The sequence below is a fragment of the Mycobacterium shunyiense genome (assembly GCF_058270035.1).
On sequence record NZ_JBZDPT010000022.1, the window covers coordinates 252,676 to 276,887 of the forward strand.

Genomic DNA, 24,212 nt, shown 5'->3' on the forward strand with positions numbered 1-24,212 from the left:
CGATGCCTCTGACGGAACGTTACGGCTTGATACGGATCCGGCCCGGCTTGTAGAGCCCGGAATGTGTTGCCGTCCCGAGCTCGACCTCGGCGGGTGTCGCGTCGACGATGGTGTCGAACTTGCGCAGCGAGCCCCAGTCGCGGCCCCAGTCCTTGTTCAGGTAGGTGGCCATCACATGCTGGCGCAGCAGCAGGTCACTGATGCCCAGCAGACCGCCGTTGATGCCGTCCTCCCAGGTGTCGGTGTCCTTCATCTTGGCGTTGTAATCCGGGGTGATGCGGAACTTCGGCACCTCGGTGACACCGTTGGCGTGCAGCATCGGCTGCTGGCACGGGAAGGCCAGGCCCACAGCCCAGTCCATCAGCACGGGCTGTTGTGAGCCGATGTACTCCTGCACGGTCTTGACCTCGGGAACGCGGGGCGGGGTGACCGCGATCCAGTCGCCGAGAGACAGCGACTTGTCCTCGGCGATCACCCGGACGAACGTCGCGTCCGCAGGGATCTCGCTGCGGTCGAAGCGCAGGTTGCGCCAGGACGGGATCGGACCGAGGTCGTAGGGCGTCACGCGTCCGGCCGGGACGGCGGCGCCGTCGGGCCCGGGCCGTCCGTACTCCAGCTCGACCGCCTGTCCCTCGGTTCGGCCGTTGAAAATGCTGTTGCCGGTGATGGTTCCGGCCGCGGTGACGACCACCAGCGGGTGGGCGGCGTCGGGTGCGGGCAGCTGGTACCAGGCGGAGGCCAGCTTGCTCTCCTGCTGGGCCGGGCCTTCGACGTAGCTGCCGGCCAGCGGCACCCGGGCCGGGTCCAGTCCGTACGGCAGCGGCACGGTCGAGCCGTTGATGCCCGGGGTCTTCAGCTCGGCCGGCGCATTCCAGTCGGCGTCGATGCCCGGCATCGGGACGGTGATCCGAATCGCCTCGGCGACAATGTGGTCCGGCACGCCGTTGGGGGTGAACCCGGTCGGTGCGGTACCGCCCAGCGGTCCGAGCGGGCCGTAGTCGCCCGGCGCCGGGGTCAGGAACCCGTCGTTGGTGTCGGGTTCGACCAGCACATCGTCGGCCAGACCGCAGCCGCCGGCGAAGGCCCGCAGGTTCGAGGACGCGTTGGAGTAGGTGCCGTCCTGGCGCACCACGCCGTAGAGCATCGAACCGACGAACACCACGACCATGAACCCGGCCGCGATCGGCACCGGTGCGGTGGTCAGTGCCCGCGCCACCCGGCCCTCGGCAGAGGGTCTCAGGTGCAACCAGTACGCCCACAGCGCGGTGATGGCGAACAGCGCAAAGAAGATGGCGCTCACCGTGACTCCGCCGATGTTGGGCTTGTCGTTGTTGAACGGCACGCCGTAGCTGGAGACGTACCACCAGCCGTTGGTGGTGGCGAAGCACAGCGCCAACACGAACAGCACAGCCGCGGTGAAGGCCATCCGGTTGCGTGCCGAGCGCAGGACCGCAGGCCCGGCCAGCACCGTGACCACCGCCGCCATCGCCGCACCCACGGCGGCGAACAGGCCGAAGTGGTGCACCCACTTGGTGGGGGTGAACATCAGGCAGAACATGGTGGCGAAGATGATGCCCATCAGCCGCCATACCGGCCCGCGGGCCACACCGGGAACCCGCTTGCGCCGCAACATGATGAACAGCGAGGCGAACAGGCTCAGCGCGGTGATGATGAAGCCGAACCGGCGCGACAGCGAGCCGTCGACGGTCGGCAGGATCAGGTAGTAGTAGCGCAGGTTCTCGGTGTACCACTCCTGGCTCGGGCCGATCGCGGTGCGAATCCTGGTCGCCTCCAACACCGTTGCCAGCGTCTGGTCGGCGAACACCACGGTCAGGATCACCGTGCCCGCGGCCAGCAGCGGTAGCACCAGCGGCCACACGCCCAGCACGCGACGGCGGCGCACCAGGATGCGCAGCAGCGGACGACCACCGGCGAGCAGCGCGGCGACGGCGATCAGGCCGGTCGGCTGGATGCCGAGGGTGAAGGCTGCGGAGATGATCGCCATGGCGGCCGGGGTCAGCCGTCCGGAGATGATGGCCCGTTCGATCAGCACGTAGGTGATCAGAGCGCCGGTGGCGATCTGACCTTCGGGGCGCAGGCCGTTGTTGAACGGCATCCAGGCGGCCATCAGCACCAGGCCGGCGGCCCACAGCGCGGGCTTGGAGGCGATCACCGCGGGGCCGAGCCGGGGCAGCACCTCGCGGGACAGCAGCAGCCAGCAGACCAGCGCGCAGATCAGGTCGGGCAGTCGCATCCAGATGCTGGCGTCGCTGACATGCGTCATCAGGGCCAGCAGGTTGTAGAACCAGCCGAACGGGTCCTCCGGACTGCCGAACCAGCGGAAGTAGTTCGACATGTAGCCGGCATGGTCGGCCACCCGCGCCATCTGCAGGATGTAGCCGTCGTCGGACGAGTTTGCGCCGATCACGTGCCAGCTCAGGAACCCGCCGACCACCACCACGTCGACGGCACTGAACGTGCGCCAGCGCGACGGGATCAGATGGTGCATCCGCCGTCCGTCGAGTCGGTCGAGGCGCCACAGCGCCAGCAGTGCCACCACGGTGGCCGCGATGCCGAGCAGGATCGCCACCAGCTTGAGTGCGGTGGGTTTGGAGGTGAACCGGGTGTCGATCGTGGCCGACAACGAAAGACCTTGCGGTGCAGCTCCGCTCAGCTCGGTGAAGACACCGACGATCTGGGGCCGCAGGTTGGGGTCGGCGAACCCGGTGCGCAACTCCTTGCCGTCGGTACCCGTGAGCCCGACGAACGTGGCGAAGGTGCCGGCGTCTGACGAGGTGATCTCGATGCGTTGACAAGCAGGCGAGTCTGTCTTCTCCCGCACGACGCTGGCGATCACCACGTTGCGATCGGTGATGTCGACGCGCTTGGCGTTGACGTTGACGAACAACGCGTTCAGCGCGGCCTGCCTGCCCTCCTTGGGGGCGGTGCCGAGCACCATCGCCCCCTCGGGCGGCGCCGAGCGGATCACCTCGCACGGGATCGTCACCGACATGGTCACCGGTGTCTGGGTGATCAACGGGGCGGTGACGTTGTTGAGCTGACCCTGCTGAGGCCAGTTCAGCGTCGCCGTGGTCTGCACCACCGGCAACAGGGGTGTGGCCACCGCGCACAGGAAGCCGATGAGTCCCGCGATCATCGCGACCCAGCGGGTCATCTGCACATTCTTGTCAGCGCTGTGTTCGCGCAGGGTCACGCTCATGGCAGGGCCCGGATCGGTCCGGGCCGGCTGAAGCCGAACACTCGTTGCGTTCCTTGATCAATCGTGGCGACCGGCGCCTGGCCGGCCGGGACCACCTGGTCGTACTTCTCGATCGAGCCCCAGTCCCGGTACCAGTCGTCGCGCAGGTACGTCGGGATCGTCGACGTGCGCAGCAGCGCCTGGATGAAGAGGAAGGGGCCACCCTTCTGGGCGGACTGCCACATGTTCGACGACACCACCACTTGCTTGACGTTGGGAAGGATCCGGTACTCCGGCAGCTCGGCGACACCGAGATGCTCGGAGAACGGGCGCTGGCACGGGAAGTTCGCGGCGGTCGCGATGTCCATCAGCACCGGGGTCTGCGCGCCGAGGAACTGCTGCGCGGTCTGCAGGGTCGGCACCCGCGGCGGGGTGAAGCCGAACCACTGGTCTTCGGAGAGGTTGGGATCGTCGGCGACGATCCGGGCCACGTTCGCCTCCGGCGGTGCCCACGCCAGCGGGAAACGCAGGTTGCGCCAGGCATATTGGGCGAACACGTCGATCGGCTGTACGGCGTCGAGTGCCTGGAAGCTGCCGTCGGGGCGGTGCACGCCCCACTGCAGTTTCAGCGACTGGCCGTAGTGGAACTCGTGTTCCTCGTCGTAGTACCAGATGGCGCCGGCGGCGGCGACCGTCACGAGGGGACGGTCCGCGGTGCGGGGCGGCAGCTGGTACCAGGCCGAGGTGGCCTTGGCGGCGACGGTGTTCTCCTTGTAGCTGCCCATCACCGGGGTGCGGGCCGGGTCGAGGCCGAACGGCAGGTACACCCGGGAGCCGTTGACGCCGACGGGTCCGTAGCCACCACCGGTGCCTGCGGCGTACGCGATGCCGACGTTGGGTTTGTTGGGTGAACCGTCCGAGTTGACCGTGCCGGGGTTGGCGACCACGGGCTTCGGCGGTTCCAGCGTGTCGCTGATTCCGTTGGGGGTGAACCCAACTGGGTTCTCGCCGCCCAGCGGCCCGTACTCGCCGTAGGTCTGGCCGTCCACCGGTTGCAGCATGCCCGCGTTGGTGTCGGCCTCGACGAGTACGTCGTCGGCCATGGCGCAACTGTTGGACGACAACCCCGACGCCAGGGCCGAGACGTTGGCCTTGGCGGTGGTGTAGACGGGGTAGCGCTGGACGAATCCCTTTGCCATCGAGCCGACTTCGAGGACCACCATGATGGTTGCGACCACCAGCAGCGGTGTCGACGCCAGCACGCGGTTGCGTCGGGTGTCGGCCACTTCGGTGTGTCCGGCGTAGTCGATCCGGAAGTGCAGCCAGCCGGCGAGTACCGCGGTGATGATGGCCAGGGCCAGGAAGATGGTGGTCACCGGGAACCCGGCGATCACGGGCTGGCGGTCGAACCAGGGCACGCCGTAGTTGCCGACGTAGAACCAGCCGTTGGTACCGGAGGTGGCCCACGCCAGGACGAACAGCAGCGCCGTCACGTACAGGGCGAGGTTGCGTCGGCTGTGCAGGCCCACCCGGGCGAAGGCGAACGCCGTCACCGCTCCGAGTCCGGCGGCCAGCCCGGCGAAGGCACCGAACTGCACGGCCCACTTGGTCGGAGTGAAGTGCAGCAGCAGCAGGCCGATCGCGGTGGTGCCGATCAGCCGCCAGACGGGGCCGCTGGCCAGTCCGGGTACCCGGCCCTTGCGTAGCAGGACGGCGATCATGCCGAACAGGCACAGCATCATCGCCAGGACCGCGAACCGCCGCGTCAACGAGCTGTCGACAGAATCTTCGACGGTCAGGAAGTAGTAGCGCAGGAACTCCTGGTACCACGAGATGGTCGGGCCGACGGTGTATTTGATGCGGGCCGATTCGGCGACGCTGGCCAGGGTCTGGTCGCGGAACACCACGACGAAGATCAGTGCGGCCGACCCGGCGAGCGTGGCCAGTGCGGGCAGGGCGATGCGCCGGGCTTTGATGATCCTGACGACGGTGCGGGCGCCGACCAGCAGCGGGGCCAGCGCGATGAGTCCCTGCGGGGCCAGCGTGACGCTGAACGCCGCGACGATGATCGCCAGGCAGGTCGGCCACAGTCGGTGGGTGGCGATCGTATTCTCGACCAGCGCCCACACTGCGAGCACGCCGAAGGCGATCAGTGGTTCGGGGCGCAGGCCGTTGTTGAACGGCATCCAGGCGGCCAGGAACACCGCGCCGGCGGTCCACACGGTGACGCGGTTCAGTGCGACGCGTCGTCCGAGGCGGGGGAGCACCCAGCGGCTCAGCAGCAACCAGGTGCCGATGCCGGCCAGGGTGGCGGGCAGCCGCATCCACACCCCGGCCGTACTGATCGCCGCGAAGTGGCCCAGCACGGACTGGTACCAGTCGAACGGGGCCTCGGTGGTGCCGAAGTAGCGGAAATAGTTGGCGGTGTACCCGGCGTCGGCCGACACCCGCGCGATGGTCAGGTTGTAGCCGTCGTCCGACGAGATGGCACCGATGACATGCCACACCAGCAGGCCGCCGATGACGCCGATGTCGGCGATCCAGGTGGCGACCGGGACCTTCACGAACCGGCGCCAGGCGCTGCGGATCCGGTGGCTGCTCCGGCGGTCCAGCACGGCCAGCGCGAGGATCGACGCCACCACGCACACCACCCCTAGCGCCATCACCAGCAGCTTCAGTGCGGTAGGCGTGGTGATGAAGCGGGTATCGATGTCGACGCGGGCGGACAGACCCGGCTGCGGCGCCATCTTCAGGTCGGTGAACAGGCCGGCAACCTGAGGCTTCTTCTCCACGGCCGCGGTGCCGGTGGCGCCGGGGATGCCGACGAAGTCAGCGCCCACATCGCCGAGGTTCGCCCACAGGTGCAGCGCGCTGCAGCCGCCCGCGTTGATGGCGGCGCGGGGCGCGACGGCGGCCACCGAGTCGCGGAACGCCACGACCACGGTCTCGGGGTTGGCCCGCACGAACAGGCCGTTTCGGCTGGCGTCGATGCCGCCCGAGGGGATCGTGGAGAACACCAGGCCGCCCTCGGCGGGCAGCGTCGCGATCGCCGAGCACGGGATGGACACGTCGAGGGACTGCGGGGCGCCCGACACCAGCGGGGCCGTCACCGAGGTGACGTTGCCTGCGGCATCGGTGCCCTGCGGCCACTGGATGGTCGCGGTGGTCTGTTTGACGGGCAGCAGCGGCACCAGCGCGCACAGCACCACACCCGCGATGCCCGCGACGATGGCGATCAGGCGTGCGATGCCCACAACACGGTCGGTTGGCTCATCGGAAGGCACGAGGCTCGATGTTATGCGACCCGTATGTGAGCCCTGGCCACCGTCGCCCTTTTGGCGAGAGTGTGTGTGAACTTCTAATCAAGCACGGGTTTGATCAGCTGTGCCTCAGCGGCGCCGGGCTCCACAGTCCACTGCGGATCGCGGTGCCCAGGTCCAGGCGGGCCGTTGTGGCGTCCGGATACCAGGGTGTGAGCCGTTGCAGCGAGCCCCAGTCCCGGAACCAGTCGTCCTTCAGATACGTCGGCACGCTCGACGGCCGCAGCAGCAGTTCGGAGATGCCCAGCGGGCCACCACCCAGGTAGTCCATCACCGGCGAGTTGGCCTCGGCGCCGAAGCGGTCCGGCAGGATCCGCCACTTGGGCACCTCGGTGACGCCGTACTGATGGCCGAACGGGCGCTGGCAAGGGAATGCCAGACCCACCAGCCAGTCGAGCAGCACCGGGTCGGATGAGCCAACCACGTCCTGCAGGCTGCGCAGTTCCGGGATCCGAGGCGGGGTCACCGCGATCCAGTGCTGCGGGGCCAGGTCGTCGTCGGAGGCGACCAGGCGGATCTGGGTGGCCTCGTGGGGGATGGCGGCCATCGGGGCGCGCAGGTTGCGCCAGGCCGGCGCTGCGCCGACATCGGCGAATCCGACACCGCCGCCGGGCTTGTTCTCGGCGGCCTGGGCATCGGTGGCCCACTGCACCACGACCTCACCCGGATCGAAGCGGCCTGCGGCCGAGACGACCAGTAGCGGTCCGGCCTTGTCCCGGTCGGGCAGCCGGTACCAGGCCGAGCGCATGATCGCGGGCTGCTGGGTGCCGGAGCGCCAGCTGCCCAGCACCGGGGTGGTGGCGGGGTCGAGTCCGTACGGCAGAGACGCCCGGGAGCCGTTGACCCCGGCGGCCGCGGTGGTCCCGCCTTCGGTGCCGACCTCGCTGCCCGTCACGGTGCCCGAGTCGGTGTCGGCGAAGTTGCCCGCACCGGGCTGTTCCATCACTGGGTCGGCCGAGACGTCCGACGGGATGCCGTTGGGACCGAATCCCTGCGCGGTGACCGCGCCGAGTGCCTGCCCCGGCGGCTCGCTGATCGGTGCCAGCAGGCCGGTGTTCGCGTTCTCCTCGACCATCACGTCGTTGGCCAGTCCGCAGGTCTTGCCGGTGAGCGCCTCGAGGTTGGAGCGTCCGACCGACCAGGCCGGGTACTGCTCGGTCATCGCCAGGGTCAGCGACACCACTTCGAACATCACCAGCACCCAGGCGGCGATCGCGAGCGGCGATTGCACGATCCGTTGCCAGCGGCGTTGCGGCTCGTCCGGGGACTGGTCGCGGTCGGTGAAGTGGAACCAGGCGGCCAGCAGAAGGGCCAGCACCGACAAGCCCAGCAGCATCGTGGTGAATCCGAAGTGCCACTCGGGGAACGAGTTCGACCACGGCACTCCGAAGTTGGAGACGTACCACCAGCCGTTGACCGTCGCGAACGACAGCGCCATCACGAACAGCACTAGTGCGGCGAACATCGACCGGTTGCGCCGGGACTTCATCGCTGCGGCGGTCACCGCGACCGCGGCCAGTGCGCCGAGCGATCCGGCCAGACCGGCGAACACGCCGAAGTGGTGGGTCCACTTGGTCGGGGTGAACATCATCGCCAGGAACGAGATGATCGTGATGCCGATGATGCGCCGGCTCGGACCGGCGGCGGTGCCGGGGATGCGGCCCTTGCGCAGCGTCATCGCCACCGACACGGCCAGCGCCACCAGCAGCGTCAGCACCGCGAAGCGCCGCGCGACCGAACCGTCCGGGCTCGAGGTGAACAGCCGCGAGTAGCGGATGTGCTCGTCGAACCACGCCAGGCTGGGGCCGACGGCGGATTTGAAGGTGCTGGCCTGCAGCTCGCCGGCCAGGGTCTGGTCGCGGAAGATCAGGATGATCGTCACGGTGCAGGCCGCCAGGATCGGCGCCAGCAGCGGCAGGTGTCCGAAGCGTGAGGTATGCCGGGCCACAATCGTTTTCAGCGGTCCCACGGCGACCAGCAGGGCGCCGACGGCAGCGATGCCGGTGGGTCCGGAGAACAGCGTCAGCGCGCCGATGATGATCGCGATCGCCACCGGCAACATGCGGTTCGTGGCCACCCCGCGCTCCACCGAACACCAGGTCAGCAGGATGCCGAGGGCAATGATCGGTTCGGGGCGCAGACCGTTGTTGAGCGGCAGCCAGAACGCCAGGAACATGCCCGCGGCGGTCCAGGCCGCGGCGCGGTTGGTCTTGACTGCGCGGCCCAGGCGTGGCAGCACCTCGCGGCTGATCACCCACCAGCAGGCGAGTGCCATCACGAGCGTGGGCAGCCGCATCCAGACGCTGTTGGTGGAGACGTGGGCCCACAGGGCCAGCAGGTCGTAGTACCAGCCGAACGGGGCTTCGGGCGTGCCGAACCAGCGGTAGTAGTTGGCCATGTAGCCGGCGTGTTCGGACACCCGGGCCATCGTCAGGATGTAGCCGTCGTCCGACGTGTTCGCCCCGACGAAGTGCCACCACACGAGGACCGCGGTGACCAGCCCGTCCAGCGGCGTCATCGACCACCAGCGGGGTGGGAGGAAGCGTCGGTGCCGGACGCCGTCGGCGGTGTCGAGACGGTGCAGGGCGCCCAGCGCGATGACGGTCATCGCCACCCCGATGATCATCGCCAGCATCTTGAGCAGCGTCGGGGCGCTGCTGTAGCGGGAGTCGATGGTGGCCGAGAACTTCAGGCCCTCGGGTGCCGGCCCGGACAGGTCGGTGAAGACGCCGACGATCTGCGGACGGAAGTCATAGCCGCCGCGCTCACCACGCAAAGGTGCGGTCGGGTCGTCGGCGGTTTCGCTGGCGTCGCCCTGTGTCAGCCCGACGAATTCGCCGGTCACCTTGTCGGCGTGCGCGGTGAACGTCAGGGACTGGCAGGCCGGGCTGAGCACGGCGGCCAGCGGCGCGCTGACCACCGGAGTGTTGCGCACGATGACAAGCAGGTCGTTGTTGACCCGCTCGATCAACAATCCGCGGTCGACTGCCTTCGGGGCCTGCTTGGGCACGGTGGACAAGAGCACCGTCTTGCCGCGATTCTCGGGCCCGGCCAGTCCGGCCGCGGCCTGGCACGGCACGGTGATGGTCAGGTCGGTGGCGACATACCCGATCAGTGGCGCGTTGATGCTCTGCCAGGTGCCGTTCTGCGGCCAGTTCAGCTGGGCGGTGGTCTGCTTGACCGGAAGCAGCGGTGTTGCCACCGCCATCAATACGCCGAGCAAACCGGCGACGATCGCGATGAGCCGCACCGTCCGGTGGTTGCTGCCGGCGGTTCCCTGCGGTCCCGTCACGGGCTCTGATGCTATCGGCGTATCTGCGCCGGAACTAATGGCCATCGGGGGTTGGCTTTCTGATCGCCAGGACAAAGGGGCCGATGTCGGTCACCTCGAAACGTGGATCTTCGAACAGGGCCGCGTCGAGCGCCACGTGGTAGCGGCGCACATTCGGCTGATTGGGGTAGACGTCTGAGGCCAGGCGCAGTGTGTAGGTGTCGTTCGCGCCGTGGCGCATGAGGAACACGGTGGGCGCCTTCCAGGGCATCTCGTCGAGCGCCTTCAAGAACTGGTCGGGCTTGCCCATCGTGGCCCAGCCCTCGATGGCCTTGGCCCGCTTGTCGAACTCGGCCAGCGGGTTCGCGTAGTGCGACGTCAGGCCCTGGAACCCGTAGTAGGGGTAGAACGACAGGAAGCTGTAGTCGGCGGTCAGCACCACGGTCTGGTTGCGCGGCACTCCGGTGACCTCGGCGATCTTGGCGTCGATCTCGCGGTAGTAGCGTTCGGCGCCCGGTGCCCGGCGGTCGGCCCGCAGTCCGGTGCCGTCGGTGTCGGTGTAGGCCACGTTGATGTCGGGGCGCAGCACGTCGGGGATGTCCTGGCTGAAGGTGACGGCGCCGATCACGCCGATGGCGGCTGCCGCGACGGTGATGCGCTGCGCGGTTTCGGCCCGGTAGCGCCTCGCTGCGAGACGGGCCAGGCCCTGTGCCGATTCAACGAATCCGAACGCCCCTGCGGTGGTGAGCAGCACGGTCAGGGCGGGCTGCAACCGGAAGGACAGCAGGGTGGTGCCGGCGAGGGTGGTCAACATCGACAGCAGAGACCAGGCGTAGACGGCGAGCACCGCGATGGCCAGGGCCCCGGCCCGGGTCGAGCTGCGGGCGCGGATCACGAGCCACAGCGTGCCGAGCATGCACAGCGCGCCGAGCAGGGTGAAGCTCAGCATGGGGAAGGTCAGCTGGGCGCCGGCGTCGGGCAGGTAGTGCTGGGCGGTGCCCTTCTCGGCCGGTGTGCCGCGCAGCGCGGCCAACAGGTACGGACCCCAGGTGAGCAGGGCGATGGCCCCGGAGATGACGGCGATGACGGTCAGCCGCAGCAGCGGGTCGATGCTGCGGCGCGCCACGGCCAGCACCAGCCCCATGATGGCGAGCGTGAATGCGCAGTAGAGGAACAGCAGGGTGTAGAGCAGGGCGGCGAGCCCGAGGAAGATCCCGACGCCGATGACGGCGGCCCACCCACCGTTGCGGGTTTTGCCCCGTAGCCCCGACCAGGCCAGCACGAACACCGGCGGCAACAGCACGGTGATGATCGCGGCGTAGGGCTCGGTGGAGGAGTAGGCCAGCATCGCCGCGGTGCTCGCGGTCGTCACGATCAGCGCGTACTCGAAGCGAATCATGGTGGCCCACAACACGAATGCCAGCGCCACGGCGATGGTGATCGAGACGATCGACCAGGGCTTGAACATCTCCCAGGCCGGGGTGTCGGTGGCCGCGGCGATGCGCCCGCCCATCCAGAACCAGCCCGCCGGGTAGTACGGCGGCAGCCCGAAGTAGGTCATGTCGTGCAGGCCGGGGGTGTCGGCGAGCCGGGTGAGGTATTCGGTGCGGAACTGCTGGTCGACCGAGACCCCGAACAGGTAGAGCTTGGTCGCGCCCAGCGGCATCGCCAGGGTGACCACCGAGAAGGCCGACAGGAAGATCAGGCCGACCAGCCGGGCCAGGGTGCGCCGGCCGCGCCGCCAGATCAGACCGGCGGCGAAGATTCCGGCCAGCGCGCCGACCTGGCCCACCGTGGTGAGTGCGTGCAGTTGGTTGGACGTGTTGTAGGCCGGCCATTGGACCTGGGCGATCGCCGCGATCGACACCCCGGCCACCGCCGAGGCGAGCATCAGGGCGATCACCATGTGTCCGGCCACCCTGGCCGGACCGGCCACTCCGGCCGGCATTAGATGGGGAGCTTGCGGAAGATGGAGCGCGGGATGTGCCGCAAAACCATCATCACGTAGCGGAACGCACCCGGCGCCCAGACCAGCTCCTTGCCCTTGGCCGACGCGGTGACGGCCAGTTCGGCGACGTATTCCTTGTCGACGGTCAGCGGGGCTTCCTTGACGTGGGCGCTCATCCGGGTGCGGACCTGCCCGGGCCGGATCACCAGCACCCGCGGTCCGAATTCGCGCAGCGCCTCGCCGAGGCCGAGGTAGAACCCGTCGAGCCCGGCTTTGGTGGAGCCGTAGACGAAGTTGGAGCGACGCACCCGCTCGCCGGCGGCCGAGCTCATCGCGATGATCTGGCCGTAGCCCTGTGCCCGCATCTTCTCGCCGACGAGGACACCGACCGAAACGGCTGCGGTGTAGTTGATCTCGGCGATCTGCACGGCCTTGCGCTGGTTCTGCCACAACTCTTCGGCATCACCGAGCAGGCCGAACGCGACGATCGCGACATCTACGTCACCGGAGGCGAACGCCTTGTCGATCACGTCGGGGTGACTGGCGGTGTCGACCGCGTCGAAGTCGATGACCTCGACTGCGCTGGCGCCCGCCTTGCGCAGCTGGGCGACCGCGTCGTCGCGGCCCGGATCGCCGGGCAGGGCGGCCAGCACGATGCGGGCCGACGCGTCGCGCAGATAGCGCTCACAGATCGCCAGCCCGATCTCTGAAGTGCCGCCGAGCAGCAGAATCGTCTGGGGGTTACCTACGGCGTCGAACACCATCTAGCGCAGCTCCAAGCCTCGTGGGACATCGTGACGAGGGTACCGTGCGTCCCGTCCCGCGAGGTCGAACGTCCAGGCCAGGCCATGGGGGCTCAGAAGTAGTGGCCGAGCGCGAGGTCGTCGAGCAGTCCGATCTCGGTCGGCGTCCAACCGAACCGCTCCCTGGTGTGCGCGCTCGATGCGGGGACGTCGAGCGAGAAGAACGTGCCGATCCAGCCGAAGTGCTCCGGCACGGCGTCCGGGGCGATGCGGGTGACGGGCAGTTGCAGTTGCCTGGCGATGATGCCGGCGATGTCGCGGGCCGGCACGCCCTCCTCGGCGACGGCATGAAGTCGTGAGCCGGCGGGCGCCGATTCGACGGCCAGCCGGAACAGTCTCGCGGCGTCGAGTCGGTGCACGGCCGGCCAGCGGTTGGAGCCGTCACCGGGGTAGCCCGATTCACCGCGTGCCCGGGCGATCTCGATGAGCTGCGGGACGAATCCGTGATCGCCCGGCCCGTGTACCGAGGGTGGCAGCCGCACCACCGACGAGCGCACGCCGCGGTCGGCGAACGCCAATGCCGTCGCCTCGGAGACCCGCGGTAACCCGGGCGTCGCCGCGTCGTCCTCGGTGGAGACCTCCCCAAACCGGATGCCGGTGGTGCCGGATGCCACGACCAGTGGGCGGTCCGACCCGGCGAGTGTCTCGCCGAGTGTCTCGATCGCGCGGCGGTCGATCTCGCTCGCGGCGGCGAACTCGTTGAAGTCGTGCACGAAGGCCAGGTGGATGACGCCGTCGGCGTCCTGTGCGCCTGACCGCAGGCTGTCCGGGTCGTCGAGGTCGCCGCGGTGGACCTCGACGCCGGCGGTTCGCAATGCTGCTGCCGACGCGTCGGAGCGGGCCAGACCGAGGACCTGATGCCCGGCCCCGATGAGCTCGGGTACGACGGCCGAGCCGATGAAGCCGGATGCACCGGTGACGAATATCCGCATGGGGACCTCCACAGTGATGTCAGTTGCTGTCATCACCAACGATAGGCACGATGTCAGCAACTGTCATCACATAGAATCTCCAGATGGCGCGATGGGAACCCAATGCTCGTGGCCGGCTGGAAGAGGCTGCCCTCGAGCTCTTCGGGGAGCAGGGCTTCGAGCAGACCGCCGTCGCCGAGATCGCAGCGCGGGCCGGGCTTACCGAGCGCACCTACTTCCGTCATTTCGCCGACAAGCGCGAGGTCCTGTTCTGGGGTGAGCACCTGCTGAGCGACACCCTCGTGGGTGCGATCGCGGACGCGCCGGAGTCGGCCTCCGCGCTGGAAATGGTCAGGGCAGGACTGGCAGCGGTGACGGCGATCTTCGTCGAACGGCGGGACCACGCCCGCCGGCGGCAGGCTGTCATCGACGCCAACCCGGGCCTTCAGGAGCGCGAGCTTGCCAAGCTCGCCGCGCTGGCCACCGCCACGACTGAGGCCCTGCGCGCCCGTGGCGTTGCCGATCCCGCTGCGAGCCTGGCCGCGCAGGCCGGCGTCGCGGTTTTCAAAGTGGCCTTCGGGCAATGGATCTCGGCATCCGATGGTGCCGATCTGGCTGATGTGATCGACGCGATGTTCGCCGAGCTCAAAGCTGTCACCGTGAACTGACCTCCGCGCCGGGTCGACCTCTGTCGGAGATTTCGGGCGCAGGGTATTGACCGCATTTCCTACACGACGTAGCGTTTTTCTACACCGTGTAGGAAATGGGGGAGATCATGACGATCCGCGACTGGCTGACACTGCCCGACACCGAACCGGGGGCGGACTACGGATTCTTCGGTCCCGATTCGGTGACCTGGAAGGTGTGGAGTTACCCCACCTCGCTGTCGATCGGGTTCCAGCGGGCCGTCGTCATCGAGGAACTCGACCCCGCGCTGGTCGCGGCGGTCGACAAGACCCATGAGATCTACGCGCGGCCGCGCACCCGCTATGACCGCACGCTGCGGTACTTCGCCATGGTGGCGTTCGACGACAGCCGATCCACCACGAAGGCGGCCGATGTCCTGGTCAAGATCCACTCCAAGGCCATCGGCACCGATCCCGTCACCGGAAAGACGTATGACGCCAACGATCCCGGTTCGCAGTTGTGGATCCACCTGACCGCCTGGCATTCCATCCTGGTGGCCTACGAGAAGTACGGCCCCGGCCCGCTGTCACCCGAGGAGGAGTTGCAGTACTGGCGTGAATGCGCGATCGCCGCCGAACTGCAGACCTGCGATCCCTCCGACGTTCCCCTGACCCGCGAGGGCATCCGGGAGTACTTCGAGCAGATGCGGCCCCAGTTGATCGGCTCGGACATCGCCCGACAGGCCATGCATCACCTGCTCGGTGCTGAGGTGATGTTGCCCAAGATGCCGCTGCTGCTGCGCCCCGGCACCACGGTCATCACTGCCTTCCTGCGCCGCGGCACCTTGGCGACGATGCCGCGCTGGATGCGGGAAATGGCCGGGCTCAGCACATCCCGGTTCCTCGACGCGCTGGCCGTGCTGCCGCTGCGGATCGGGTTCCGGGTGATCGCGATGAGTATCCGGCTCGAGCTGATCCTGCTGCGGCTGCTCTCCCCGGCGACCCTGCCCATCGGCGCCCGGGTCCTGCTGTCCGTCCCGCCGAAGGATCCCGTGACGACGACGCCGCGAGAGGCCCAGCGCCGCTTCGGTTACGACGCACCGAGTCAGGCTCACTTCGCGCTTCGCGACAGGCAGGCGGTCCGCGTGTTCGGCGAGGGCCGCGCGCCGAGTGACGAGGGGATCGTGGAATCACAGCCGATCCTTGGCACCATCGGTTGACATGGAAGATGCCGCACTAGCCAACCGGGCCCGCGCCGAACACCTGGGCCCGGACCGCCGTCGGCCGCAGGTGCTCGACACCGCGTTGGAGATCGCCGCGCACCAGGGCTTGGCCGACGTGACGATGGGGACCATCGCGCGACGTCTGGGTGTCACCCGGCCGGTGGTCTACGCCTGCTACCCCGGCCGCGGGGAAGTGCTTGCCGCACTGTTGGATCGGGAAACCGATGCGGTGCTGGCCAGCCTGCTCGAACTGCTGCCACCCGAGCGCACCGGATCGATCGAGCAACTGTTCGTCGATGGATTCCACGCGCTGCAGAGCACGGTCCGCGAGCGTCCGGCCTCGTGGCGCATCATCTTCGCGGCCGATCCCGATCCGGTGCTCACCGCGGCGATCGTCGCCGGCCGGGAGCGGATCCGGGGTCAGCTCGCCACCGCGATGCGGCCACTGCTGCAACGGTGGCAGGTCGCCGATGTCGATGTCACGCTGCCGATGCTGGTCGAGGTGTTCCTGGCGATCTGTGAGGCGGCCGTCCGGAAGATGCTTGACGACGATGGCGATGCCGAGTTGGTCGCGGAGACGTTCGGTAAGGCGGCGTATCGGGCCATGCGCGCAAAAGGCCAGTGAGCCAACAACACCCCGCGAGCTTGAAGCCCGCGGGGTGTTGCGTTACCTGTCGGTCAGGCGATCAGGCCAGATCGAACCGGTCGTTGTCCATCACCTTGGTCCAAGCGGCGACGAAGTCCTTCACGAACTTCTCCTTGGAATCGTCCTCGGCGTAGACCTCAGCGAGCGCCCGCAGCTGCGAGTTCGAGCCGAACAGCAGGTCGACGCGGCTGGCGGTCCACTTCGGGGAGCCGCTGGCGCGGTCGGTGCCGACGTAGGTGCCGTCATCGGCCGGTGCCGGTGCCCACTTGATGCCCATGTCGGTGAGGTTGACGAAGTAATCGTTGGTCAGCTGACCCTTCTTGTCCGTCAAGACACCGACGTCCGAGCCACCGTGGTTGGCGCCCAGCACGCGCAGGCCGCCGATCAGCACTGTCAGCTCCGGACCCGACAGGCCGAGCAGGTTGGCCCGGTCGATCAGGCGGTACTCGGCAGGCAGGCTGTCACCCTTGGCCACGAAGTTGCGGAAACCGTCGCCCTTGGGCTCCAGGTAGGCGAACGAGTCGACGTCGGTCTGCTCCTGGGTGGCGTCGCCGCGGCCCGGGGTGAACGGCACCGCGACGTCGAAACCGGCGTCCTTGATTGCCTTTTCGAGACCCACGACGCCGCCGAGAACCACCAGATCGGCGAAGGACACACCAGTGTCCGAACCGGCCTGGATCTCCTCGAGCTTGGCGATCACCGGTGCCAGCTCCTCGGGCTCGTTGACCTCCCAGCCGAGCTGCGGCTGCAGCCGGATCCGGCCGCCGTTGGCGCCGCCACGCATGTCGCTCGAGCGGTACGAGGCCGCCGCCTTCCACGCGGTGTCGATCAGCTGCTGGGTGGTCAGACCCGAATCCGCGATCGCCGCCTTGAGGGTGGCGACGTCGGCATCGGACAGCTGCTTACCGGCCGGAATGATGTCCTGCCAGAGCCAGGTCTGCTTGGGCACCAGCGGACCGAGGTAGCGGGTGACCGGACCCATGTCGCGGTGGATCAGCTTGAACCAGGCCTTGGCGTACTCCTCGGCCAGCTCCTCAGGGTGATCCAGCCAGCGGCGGGTGATCTCGCCGTAGATCGGGTCGAACCGCATGGACAGGTCGGTGGTCAGCATCGACGGGTGGGTCTTGCCGGTGCCCTGCGCCATCGGCACCGAGTTGGCCCAGCCGTTGTCCTTGGGCTTCCACTGGTTGGCGCCCGCGGGGCTCTTGGTCAGCTCCCACTCGTTGCTGTAGAGGATCTCCAGGAAGCTGTTGTCCCACTTGGTGGGGGTGTGCGTCCAGGTGACCTCGATGCCACTGCTGACGGTGTCGTTGCCGAGGCCGGGGTTGGCCCAGCCCAGGCCCATCTGCTCCAGCGGGGCGGCCTCGGGCTCGACACCGTTCTCGATGTCGGTGGCACCGTGGGTCTTGCCGAAGGTGTGGCCACCGACGATCAGCGCCGCGGTCTCGATGTCGTTCATCGCCATCCGGCCGAACGTCTCGCGGATGTCGATGGCGGCGGCCAGGTAATCCGGATTGCCTTCGGGCCCTTCGGGGTTGACGTAGATCAGACCCATGTGGCTGGCACCCAGCGGGTTCTCCAGCTTGGTGCGGTCACCGTCGGCACCGGCGTAGCGTTCCTGCGAGCCCAGCCACTCGTGCTCGGCGCCCCAGTAGATGTCCTCCTCGGGCTCCCAGAAGTCCGGGCGGCCGAAGGCGAAGCCCGCGGTCTTGAAACCCATGTGCTCCATCGCCCGGTTGCCGGCGTAGACGATCAGGTCGGACCACGAGATCTGCTTGCCGTACTTCTTCTTCAGCGGCCACAGCAGACGGCGGGCCTTGTCCAGGCTGACGTTGTCGGGCCAGCTGTTCAGCGGGGCGAAGCGCTGCATGCCGCGCCCGCCGCCACCGCGGCCGTCCTCGACGCGGTAGGTGCCCGCGGCGTGCCAGGACATGCGGACGAACAGGGGACCGTAGTGACCGAAGTCCGCGGGCCACCAGTCCTGCGAATTGGTCAGCAGCTCATCAAAATCGCGCTGGAAGGCCTCGACATCGAGAGACTTGACGGCCTCGCGGTAGTCGTAGCCCTCGTCCGACGGGTCGATGGCGGGGGGATTCTTCTGAAGGATCTTCAGATTGACCGCGTTGGGCCACCAGTCGCGGTTGCTGCCGCCCTCGACGGGAGGCTTGATGACCATGGGACAACCGCTTTCGGCGGGTTCGGTTTGTGCTTCACCAATCGGGGGGTGAGTTTCGGCGTCGGCCATGACAAATCCTTTCCGGGGCTGGCGGGTTAAGGGTTATCTAGTTGGGGCAGTGGAACATTCGGGGCAAGTACCCCAGTAGATGACCTCGGCTTCATCGATCTCGAAACCGTGGTCATGTGACGCGGTCAGGCATGGGGCAGACCCGGCCGCGCAGTCCACGTCGGCGATTGCGCCACATGATCGGCACACGACGTGATGGTGGTTGTCGCCGATACGTGATTCGTATCGGGCGACCGAACCGGATGGTTGGATGCGCCGCACCAGGGCTGCTGCGGTCAGCGCATGCAACGAGTCGTACACGGCTTGGTGGGAGACCTCGGGCAGGTCTTCACGCACCGACCGGATGATCGTTTCCGTATCGGCGTGCGGGTGCGCATGGACTGCATGCAGGACCGCCACTCGGGGGCGGGTCACACGCATGTCGGCGCTTCTCAGCATCTGCTGGAAGTCCGCGGTTGTCGCCACGGGACCGAGTCTGGCCCGTTTTCTGGAATTAGTCAAGAATAAAATTCTCGCCAATCCGAGGTGAACGGTGAGGAGCTAGACGAGCTCCAGTCGGCGTGCCATGTCAGAGACGAACATGCCGTCGGGATCGACCTTACGTCGCACCGCCAGCCACTCTTCGATACGCGGATACATGGCGTGGAACGTCTTCGCCGTGGTCCGCGAGTCCTTGGCGGTGTAGAGCCGGCCGCCGAATTCCATTACACGCCGGTCGAGTTCGGTGAGGAACTCGCTGAGGCCGGCCTTGATCTGGAAGTCGACGCAGACGTTCCACCCGGGGATCGGGAAACTCAGTGGCGCCTGGTTGCCCGGACCGAACAGCTTGAACACATTGAGGAACGAGTAGTGCCCGGACCGCTGGATGTCGATCATGATGCGCTTGAACTCGTCGACGGCCTCGGTGGGCACCACGAACTGGTACTGGGTGAATCCGCTCGAACCGTAGGCGCGGTTCCATTCCCCGACCATGTCCAGCGGGTGGTAGAACTGCGTCAGGTTCTGCGCCTTACCCCGGTAGGTCTTGCCCAACCGGTACCACACCTCGGTCATCGCACCGAAGATGAGCTTGTTGCCCAGACCGTTGGGGAAGACGTCCGGCGCGGTGAAGTACTGCGGCGCATCGAATTTCAGGGGATCGCGCTGCAGATTGGCTGGCAGTTGGTCCAGTTTCGCCAGCGAGCCGCGGGAGATCACCGCGCGCCCCAGCTTGGGCGGGGCGCTCATCGCATCGAACCAGGCCGACGAGTAGGTGTAGTTGTCCTCGGTTCCGTCGCTGTGGAACTCGATGGTCTCGTCGAGGCCGTGGGTGACATCGCCGTCGGCGATGAAATACGCCGTCTCCGTTGGCGTCATCTCGATCGTGGCCCGCAGCACGATGCCCGTCAGGCCGTTACCGCCGACCGTCGCCCAGAACAGCTCGGCTTCGGGGCCGTCCGGGGTGAGCTTGCGGATCTCGCCACTCGCGGTCAGCAGGTCGATCGAGCGCACGTGGTTGCCGAAGCTGCCTGCGCTGTGGTGGTTCTTGCCGTGGATGTCACAGCCGATGGCGCCGCCGATGGTGACCTGACGGGTACCCGGCAGCACCGGAACCCACAGACCGTGGGGCAGTGCGGCCCGCATCAGTTGGTCGAGGTTGACCCCGCCGTCCACGTCGACCAGCCGCGAACCGGCGTCGATCGAGTGGATCTGGTTCAGCGCGGACATGTCGATGACGAGCCCGCCGCCGTTCTGCGCGTTGTCGCCGTACGAGCGGCCAAGGCCGCGGGCGATCACGCCCCGGCCCTTCTCCTCGGCGGCCCTGGTCACAGCCTTGACGATGACCTCGGGATCGCTGGTAGAGAGCACCTGTGCCACGGTCGGTGCGGTCCGGCCCCAGCCTGTCAGGCGCTTGGGAGTGGTCGGCAAGTCAGTAGTCGACATCGCTAAGGAGAGTACCCGTCAGTAGCCACGGACCAGCCCGACTGAACGCCGAGTGTGACGTGATGGTTGTCAGATCGGTGCGCAGAACAACCCTGGTGTCACTCTCGTGGAGGTGATGCCAACTCAGTGCAGTTTGAAGATCACCGCACGTTGCACGATGAAGTTGATCACCGTCGCGGTGCCCTGGGCGATGACGAAAGCCACCGGCACTCGCCAGGGCTGGTTCTCGAACTGCATGTAGAACACGAAGTTGATGCCCACCTGCACCGCATAGGTGAGTGCGTAGAGAACGCAGACTGCGATGAACCGGGCCCTGCTGGGCGGCGCCTGGAAGGTCCAGCGCCGGTTGATCAGGTAGGCCGTGGTGGTTCCGGCGATGAAACTGATGGTCTTGGCGACGTTGACCCGGATGTCCTCGTCGACGTGCCAGACCGTGGAGAACAGCCGAAGGAGGGTGACGTACAGGCCGAAGTCCACGATCGCGGCCAGTCCGCCGGTGACGAGGAACCGGAACGCCTGCGTTTTGAGGTCAAGAGTCGGCGACATGACAGGTTCGGCCACCCGGGCAGCTTAGCGAGCGCATACGGTGCACTCGTGTTGCAGACGGTGCTCAACGACCTCGGGATCGCGGTGTTCGCGTCATCGGGGGTCATGGTGGCGATCCGCAAGGGCTTCGATCTGTTCGGGATCGCGGCCCTGGGTGTGCTGACCGGCGTGAGTGGCGGGGTGATCCGTGACGTCTTCCTCGGGGTCCATCCGCCCGTCTCCATTCAGCACTGGCCGAACATCACGGTGGCGCTGGCGGCGACGGTTGTGGCCACCCTCACCGCGAAGTACCTCATCCGGTTCAACCACATCGTGTTGCCGCTGGATGCGATCGGCATGGGTTTCTTCGCGACCTCGGGCGCGGCGTTCGCCGTGGACCACGGCGCCAGCTGGTTCGCGGCAGTGCTGATCGGCATGACCACCGCCATCGGCGGCGGCATCATCCGCGATGTGCTGGTCCGCGAGATCCCGATGTTGATGCGGCCTGCCGATCTCTATGCCGTGCCCGCCTTGATCGGTGCGACTGCCTATGCCGTCATCGACTATTTCGGTCCGCAGTGGGTCGGCCTGGTGGTGGGCTCGGTGCTGGCGACGACGCTACGGCTGGCCGGATTGATGTTCGGATGGCGGCTGCCCACCGGTCCGGCAGACCTGATCGTCGGTGAGGATTCCTAACGCAACGCAGCTGAAAGCACGCCGCACAACGCGTCGACCGCAGGCCCGAAGGCGTGCTCGGCGGGCGCTCCGAATCCGATGATCACCCCGTCGGGGTCGGGGGTGTCGGGTCCGGCCAGGGGATGACGCATGAGCGACAGCCCGTTCAACGCGATGCCGGCCTCCCCGGCCCGGCGCAGCACCTCGGGTTCGGCGCCGTCGGGCAGGGTGAGCAGCATGTTGACTCCTGCAGCCAGACCGTCGATGCGGAGGTCGAACCCGGCGAGTGCGGCGACAAGGGTGTCGCGTCGTTGCCGATAGCGGTTGCGCATCCGCCGGATGTGCCGGTCGTAGCCGCCGCTGCGGATGAAGTCGGCCAGCGTCAGTGCCGTGAGGGCGTCGACGTGGTACTGCGCCCCGCCGGCCGCCCCGATGACCGGATCGATCAGTGCCTCGGGCAGCACCATCCACCCGACGCGCATCACCTGCGCCATGCTCTTACTGGCCGAGCCCAGGTATACGACCCGTTCGGGGTTCAACGCCTGCAGGGCGCCGACAGGCTGACGGTCGTAGCGGAACTCGCCGTCGTAGTCGTCGTCCAGCACGTACCCGTTGGTGCGTTGTGCCCAGTCGATGACCGCGGTGCGGCGGGACGGGTGCAGCGCCATGCCGAACGGACTCTGATGCGCGGGAGTAAGTAGTACGGCCGAAGCGTCCAGGCGCTCGAGGTCGCCGATCACCGCCCCGTGTTCGTCGACGCCGATCGGTGTTGTCGGGACGCCCAGCGCCGCGAGTACGTCGCGAAAGATGAACAGCCCGTGGGCTTCTACCGCGACGGGGCGGTCGGTGCCCAGGACTCGCCCGATCAGGTCGATGCCGTCGCGCACCCCGGAGCAGATCACGACCGACTCCGGAGTCGTCCGCACGCCTCGCACCCGGCCCAGATACTCGGTGAGTGCCTCGCGCAGCGTCAGCGGTCCGCGCGGATCTCCCATTCGCAGCGCGGATACGGGCGCGTCGGTGATGGCCCGGCGGGCCGATGCCAACCAGGCCGACCGGGGGAACTGCGACACATCGGGCGAGCCGGGCATCAGATTGTGCCGAGGGACCGAGGGAATGCGGCGTGGGCGTGGCGCCGGCGGAGTGACGGTGGTGCGCGCTACCCAGGTGCCCGCCCCCTGACGTGAGGCCAGCCAGCCTTCGGCGACCAACTCCGCGTAGGCCTCGGCGACGGTGTTGCGGGCCAGCCCCAGATCGGAGGCCAGCGCGCGTGACGGTGGCAGTCGCATCTCGGTGCTCAATCGGCCGGTTCGGATTCCGTCTCGGAGAGCGGTGATCAGCTGTTCGCGGGCGGTGCGGCTGCCGGGCTCAATCCTTGCGCGCAGCTCGAGGTGTAGGTCCCGACCGAAATTGGCCCGTGAAATCACCACGATATTGAACCATCTGGGCGGTACTTTCCCGGCTAGCGTTGTCGTCATGACACAGACAATCGAGCCCGCCGTGACCGTCGACCGCCTCAAGATCTACAAGGTCTCGCCGGGTCTCTACGACGCGATGATGACGCTGTCGAGCACGGCGTCCAAGGACATCGACCCGACCATCGGTGAGCTGGTCAAGATCCGGGCCTCACAGATGAACCGCTGCGCCTTCTGCCTCGACATGCACACCCACGACGCCCGCCAAAACGGCGAGACCGAGCAGCGGCTGTCGCTGATCGCCGCCTGGGAAGAGGCGGGCGATCTGTTCACCGAGCAGGAGCAGGCGGCGTTGGCGTTGACCGAGGCGGTGACCGATCTGACTCGTGGACCGGTCTCCGACGCGGTCTACGCACGCGCGGCGGCGGCTTTCACCGAACGCGAGCTGGGGCAGGTCGTCTCCATGGCGGTGACGATCAATGCGTGGAACCGCATCAATGCGGTGGTGAAGGCGGTTCCGCCTCGGCGACCATGACCGCTGAGCGACCCCGGAAGGCCCGTTCTCCAGCGCCGCAAGTGTGATGTCAGCCACAAAATGGAATAACGGCTGCGAGGCCACTGAAGGATCTTCGGCCGGTGTAGTTAATCCGGGCGTTCGGCGGCGCGTAACGGGGCGTTTACACAGCAAGCGCAAACGGGGAGCCGTCGGCGGGGCGGGTTGCGATATTGACGATGGTGACGGCAATCCTTCTGCTCAGCGTGATTGACTGCCCCGCCCTCCATGGAAATGGTGAAATAGCAGTTCCGGTGCCGTGACGAGGCTCTGGCGCGGCGTTCGCGCGGCGGGCACAGGCGAACGCGGCGCGCCGAGCTCTCAGGCAATGGACAGCGACGGTGTGACGCGTTCGGCTGCTGATCCAGCAAACTTTGTGCCAGGGTTTGTCTGCTCGGTGGCCGGAAACCGTTGGCGTTGCCGCCCGGGAAATGCCCGGTTACGTTTCTCCTGCCAATCATGAGCACGGCATGAGAAACGGATGTGACCTGCCTAATCGGGTAGCGAATCGCCCATGTATCTCTGGGGTGGGGACCCTGGTTGGTGAAGAACGAATCGGATCACCGACACAGCTAGGGAGAACATGTTGGCATTCAGTCGGGTGCTGGTCGCATTGGTGACCGCAATGGCAGGGGTCTTTGCGGGCCTCTTCATAGGCACGGCCACTTCTCATGCGGGTCTGGACAATGAACTGAGCCTGGTCGATGGTCAGGATCGGACCCTGACGGTTCAGCAGTGGGACACCTTCCTCAATGGTGTGTTCCCGCTGGATCGCAACCGGCTGACCCGTGAGTGGTTCCATTCCGGCCGCGCCAAGTACACCGTGGCAGGCCCGGGTGCCGAGGACTTCGAGGGCACCTTGGAGCTGGGCTACCAGATCGGCTTCCCCTGGTCACTGGGCGTCGGGATCAACTTCTCCTACACGACCC

The 24,212-nt window shown here is 67.4% G+C and carries 17 protein-coding genes; 6 read left to right on the forward strand and 11 right to left on the reverse strand.

Annotation, left to right across the window (positions count from 1 at the left end):
* Window positions 1-19: 19 nt before the first annotated feature.
* The 6 genes from AC4ELS_RS16315 to AC4ELS_RS16340 all read right to left on the reverse strand — a co-directional run bounded on the left by AC4ELS_RS16315 (window position 20) and on the right by AC4ELS_RS16340 (window position 13,473).
* Complete coding sequence (locus tag AC4ELS_RS16315; protein WP_499048159.1) at window positions 20-3,220, reverse strand: arabinosyltransferase domain-containing protein; 3,201 nt, start codon at window positions 3,218-3,220, stop codon at window positions 20-22.
* Complete coding sequence (locus AC4ELS_RS16320) at window positions 3,217-6,483, reverse strand: arabinosyltransferase domain-containing protein (protein ID WP_499048161.1); 3,267 nt, start codon at window positions 6,481-6,483, stop codon at window positions 3,217-3,219. Before AC4ELS_RS16320 ends, AC4ELS_RS16315 begins: the two co-directional genes overlap by 4 nt.
* A gap of 94 nt (window positions 6,484-6,577) precedes the next feature.
* Window positions 6,578-9,856, reverse strand: a complete 3,279-nt coding sequence (locus AC4ELS_RS16325; RefSeq protein WP_499048163.1) for an arabinosyltransferase domain-containing protein — start codon at window positions 9,854-9,856, stop codon at window positions 6,578-6,580.
* The gene (locus AC4ELS_RS16330) at window positions 9,846-11,738 is read right to left on the reverse strand and encodes a galactan 5-O-arabinofuranosyltransferase (RefSeq protein ID WP_448446174.1); all 1,893 of its coding nucleotides are present in this window, start codon (window positions 11,736-11,738) and stop codon (window positions 9,846-9,848) included. Before AC4ELS_RS16330 ends, AC4ELS_RS16325 begins: the two co-directional genes overlap by 11 nt.
* Window positions 11,738-12,502 (reverse strand): decaprenylphospho-beta-D-erythro-pentofuranosid-2-ulose 2-reductase, encoded by a 765-nt coding sequence (gene dprE2 / locus AC4ELS_RS16335; protein WP_448446176.1) that lies wholly within the window; start codon window positions 12,500-12,502, stop codon window positions 11,738-11,740. Before dprE2 ends, AC4ELS_RS16330 begins: the two co-directional genes overlap by 1 nt.
* Window positions 12,503-12,594: 92 nt before the next feature.
* The gene (locus AC4ELS_RS16340) at window positions 12,595-13,473 is read right to left on the reverse strand and encodes an SDR family oxidoreductase (protein WP_499048264.1); all 879 of its coding nucleotides are present in this window, start codon (window positions 13,471-13,473) and stop codon (window positions 12,595-12,597) included.
* An 83-nt stretch (window positions 13,474-13,556) separates the two neighbouring features.
* Here AC4ELS_RS16340 and AC4ELS_RS16345 point away from each other — a divergent pair, with 83 nt between their 5' ends.
* The 3 genes from AC4ELS_RS16345 to AC4ELS_RS16355 all read left to right on the forward strand — a co-directional run bounded on the left by AC4ELS_RS16345 (window position 13,557) and on the right by AC4ELS_RS16355 (window position 15,926).
* A complete protein-coding gene (locus AC4ELS_RS16345; protein WP_448446180.1) occupies window positions 13,557-14,120 on the forward strand; it encodes a TetR/AcrR family transcriptional regulator in 564 nt (187 codons plus the stop codon).
* Between the two features lie 95 nt (window positions 14,121-14,215).
* The gene (locus tag AC4ELS_RS16350; protein ID WP_499048164.1) at window positions 14,216-15,298 is read left to right on the forward strand and encodes an oxygenase MpaB family protein; all 1,083 of its coding nucleotides are present in this window, start codon (window positions 14,216-14,218) and stop codon (window positions 15,296-15,298) included.
* 1 nt (window position 15,299) lies between these two features.
* Window positions 15,300-15,926: a TetR/AcrR family transcriptional regulator gene (locus tag AC4ELS_RS16355; protein WP_499048166.1), complete on the forward strand. Its 627-nt coding sequence runs from the start codon at window positions 15,300-15,302 to the stop codon at window positions 15,924-15,926.
* A gap of 61 nt (window positions 15,927-15,987) precedes the next feature.
* Here AC4ELS_RS16355 and katG read toward each other — a convergent pair whose 3' ends face one another.
* From katG to AC4ELS_RS16375, 4 genes are all read right to left on the reverse strand, one after another.
* Window positions 15,988-18,192, reverse strand: a complete 2,205-nt coding sequence (gene katG / locus AC4ELS_RS16360) for a catalase/peroxidase HPI (protein WP_448446185.1) — start codon at window positions 18,190-18,192, stop codon at window positions 15,988-15,990.
* Window positions 18,193-18,225: 33 nt separating this feature from the next.
* On the reverse strand, window positions 18,226-18,630 hold the full coding sequence (locus AC4ELS_RS16365) for a Fur family transcriptional regulator (protein WP_064931554.1): 405 nt from the start codon (window positions 18,628-18,630) through the stop codon (window positions 18,226-18,228).
* Window positions 18,631-18,732: 102 nt separating this feature from the next.
* Window positions 18,733-20,115, reverse strand: a complete 1,383-nt coding sequence (dprE1, locus tag AC4ELS_RS16370; protein ID WP_499048167.1) for a decaprenylphosphoryl-beta-D-ribose oxidase — start codon at window positions 20,113-20,115, stop codon at window positions 18,733-18,735.
* A 123-nt stretch (window positions 20,116-20,238) separates the two neighbouring features.
* Window positions 20,239-20,661, reverse strand: a complete 423-nt coding sequence (locus AC4ELS_RS16375; protein ID WP_498884094.1) for a GtrA family protein — start codon at window positions 20,659-20,661, stop codon at window positions 20,239-20,241.
* 48 nt (window positions 20,662-20,709) lie between these two features.
* Between AC4ELS_RS16375 and AC4ELS_RS16380 the strand changes: the two genes are divergently transcribed.
* Entirely contained in the window at window positions 20,710-21,336 is a 627-nt protein-coding gene (locus AC4ELS_RS16380) for a trimeric intracellular cation channel family protein (protein ID WP_064882749.1), read from the forward strand.
* Here AC4ELS_RS16380 and pdxR read toward each other — a convergent pair.
* Window positions 21,333-22,742, reverse strand: coding sequence for a MocR-like pyridoxine biosynthesis transcription factor PdxR (pdxR, locus tag AC4ELS_RS16385; RefSeq protein ID WP_499048267.1), 1,410 nt, complete (start codon window positions 22,740-22,742; stop codon window positions 21,333-21,335). The two genes, AC4ELS_RS16380 and pdxR, sit on opposite strands and share 4 nt — an antisense overlap.
* 49 nt (window positions 22,743-22,791) lie before the next feature.
* On the opposite strand from pdxR, the gene AC4ELS_RS16390 reads away from it, so the two are divergent.
* Window positions 22,792-23,265 carry a carboxymuconolactone decarboxylase family protein gene (locus AC4ELS_RS16390; RefSeq protein WP_064882747.1) on the forward strand — a complete coding sequence of 158 codons (474 nt, stop codon included), beginning with the start codon at window positions 22,792-22,794 and terminating at the stop codon, window positions 23,263-23,265.
* Between the two features lie 601 nt (window positions 23,266-23,866).
* Window positions 23,867-24,212: MspA family porin (locus AC4ELS_RS16395; RefSeq protein WP_499048169.1), on the forward strand; the 346-nt coding region annotated here is incomplete at its 3' end.